Annotated in this window: 3 protein-coding genes; 1 reads left to right on the top strand and 2 read right to left on the bottom strand. The window is 61.6% G+C overall.

All coding sequences use genetic code 11. From position 1 onward, the window contains the following. Both EN893_RS29660 and EN893_RS39925 read right to left on the bottom strand, forming a co-directional pair. The coding region (locus EN893_RS29660) for an ABC transporter substrate-binding protein (RefSeq protein WP_164901223.1) at nucleotides 1-623 on the bottom strand (623 nt) is incomplete at its 3' end. A 71-nt stretch (nucleotides 624-694) separates the two neighbouring features. Further along, nucleotides 695-823 (bottom strand): hypothetical protein, encoded by a 129-nt coding sequence (locus EN893_RS39925; protein WP_256755016.1) that lies wholly within the window; start codon nucleotides 821-823, stop codon nucleotides 695-697. A 308-nt stretch (nucleotides 824-1,131) separates the two neighbouring features. Between EN893_RS39925 and EN893_RS29655 the strand changes: the two genes are divergently transcribed. Continuing rightward, nucleotides 1,132-2,223 (top strand): LLM class flavin-dependent oxidoreductase, encoded by a 1,092-nt coding sequence (locus EN893_RS29655; protein WP_127268312.1) that lies wholly within the window; start codon nucleotides 1,132-1,134, stop codon nucleotides 2,221-2,223. The last annotated feature ends 101 nt before the right edge of the window (nucleotides 2,224-2,324 follow it).

The following is a 2,324-nucleotide window of genomic DNA, read 5'->3' as shown; positions in this document are numbered from 1 at the left end:
CCGGTCTTGATGCGCTCCTTGACGACCAGGTCCTTCATCTTGGTGAAGGAATACTCCATGCCCGGAATGTCGCTGACGGCCGCATCGACGCGGCCGGCGCTGAGGTCGAGCAGCAGATTCTGCTGCGTGTCGTAGCCCTTCACGTCGCTGAAGCCATCGGCTTCCTGATGCGCCTTGACCCAGGTTTCGCCGGTCGAGCCGGACAGCACGCCGATGATCTTGCCCTTGAGGTCGGCCTCGGCCTTGATCGCGCTGTCGGTCTTGGTGGCGATGCCCATGTCGGAATCGTAATAGGGCTGGGTGAACGACTGTGACTTCAGCCGCTCCGCCGTGATGGTGATCGACGAGATGGCGACATCGATGCGCTTCGAGGTGGTGGCGGCAAACAGCGCCTGGAAGCCGAGGTCGGCGATGTCGGTGGTCATGCCGATGCGCTTGGCGGCTTCGTTGACGATGTCGACTTCAAAGCCTTCGAAAGTGCCGCTCTCGTTCTTGTACTCGAAGGGTGGATTGGTCGGGTAGGCGCCGACATTGAGCACATCGGCGGCATAAGCGGTGGCGGGGCCGGCGGCGATGCCGATGGCGGCGGCGAGAAGAAGCAATTTGCGACGTGTGAAGCTCATTTGTGTTCCCTCTGTTGTTGATCGGGCGGGTTGCTCCCGCACGGTTTTTTGCCGCCCCGCACCGCAGGGCGTCAATTCATGGCAGCGACCAATGCGGTCATGGTTGGCGACATTTTTTGTTGCAGATCGCGGATCTGCGCGCGCACTTCATCGAAGGCATGGCGCGCATTGGATGATGACTGGGACAGTATGAACGACAAGAACTGAGACTCCCACCCGGAGCACCCACGATGGACTGGCCGGCACGATGGACTGGTCTGCACGATGGACTGGCCGGCAAGCCCGTCCGGCAAAGGCAATCGCCATCGACTGTGGAATGCTTATCCAAAGTGCGGCGCTTTTCAAGGCGAAAGTTTTAAGCTTAAAAAGCTGCGGTGTCGGTTGCGTGGCGGACACCATGCGGCCCGCTGGAACCGATACCCGCGAGCGATGGCGACCCGAAGCTATTTCAGGCTTGAAATATCTCCGCGCGGGCCTAGCGTGTGCTCTCTCGCCGGGAGGTCGCGACATGAACAAACCACACCCTTTGCACGGCCCGAACAGACTGAAGCTTGGCGTCTTTTCGACCAATGCCGATGGCGGCCTTGCTATCACAGACGTTCCGGAACGCTGGACGGCGAGCTGGCAGGATAATGTGACGGCGGCTCAGATCGCCGACCGCGCCGGGCTGGAGTTCATGCTGCCGATCGCGCGCTGGCGCGGTTTTGGCGGCCGCAACAAGGTGCGGGAATGGTCGTTCGAGACCTTCACCTGGGCGGCGGCTCTTGCCATGGCCACCGAACAGATCGGGCTGTTCATGACCGTGCATGTGCCGCTGGTGCATCCGCTCTATGCCGCCAAGGCGCTGGCGACGGTCGACCATATCAGCCAGGGCCGCGCGGGCTTGAACATCGTCTGCGGCTGGAACCCGAAGGAATTCGGCATGTTTGGCACGCCTTTGGTCGAGAAGGGCTACGATCAGGCGGCCGAATGGATCGAAATCCTGGAAAAGCTTTATGCCTCGGCCGAGCCGCTCGACTATGAGGGCACCTATTACCGCCTCAAGGAAGCCGTCAGCCGGCCGGCCAGTCTGCAGGTTCCGCGCCCGGTGACCATGAACGCCGCCTTCGGTGGGCCGGGCCGCGATTTCGCCGCTGCCCGGTGCGACTATCTGTTCACGACCTTTTCCGAAATGGGCGATGCCGGCAAGCATGTCGCCGATATCCGCGAACGGGCCGACAAGGCAGGCCGCGACGTAGGCGTCTACACGGTTGCGCATGTCGTCTGCCGCCCGACGATGGAAGAGGCGCAGGCCTATTATAACAGCTATGCGGTCGATATGGCCGACCACGATGCGGTCGATGCTCACATGGCCGGCAAGAAGGAATTCTCGCAGTCGCACGACCCGCACGCCTATGACCGCTACCGGCAACGCTTCGCCGGCGGCGCCGGCACCTACCCGCTGATCGGAACGCCGGAAACGATCGCTGCCGACATGGCCGCCATTGCCGGGCATGGCTATCAGGGCATCGCGCTGTCCTTCGTCAACTACACCAGGGAGTTGCCCTATTTCTGCGATCACGTGCTGCCGATTTTGCGGAAGGCGGGACTGCGCGAATAGTAGCTTTGCTCCGGGAAGCGGCTGCCTGTTGGCGGTCAGGGATTTCATCATCAGTTTAGGTAGAGCATTCGGAATTTGCCGAAGCCTCCCCAACTTCGTCA

Source organism: Mesorhizobium sp. M7A.F.Ca.CA.004.04.2.1 (assembly GCF_004022825.1).
Classification (GTDB): domain Bacteria; phylum Pseudomonadota; class Alphaproteobacteria; order Rhizobiales; family Rhizobiaceae; genus Mesorhizobium.
Note: the sequence above shows the minus strand (reverse complement) of the source record. Positions and strands in the feature narration are given on the sequence as shown.

Bases quoted from the DNA above. Each gene is read 5' to 3' on its own strand.
- EN893_RS29655 (WP_127268312.1), top strand. From the start codon at position 1,132: ATGAACAAACCACACCCTTTGCACGGCCCGAACAGACTGAAGCTTGGC.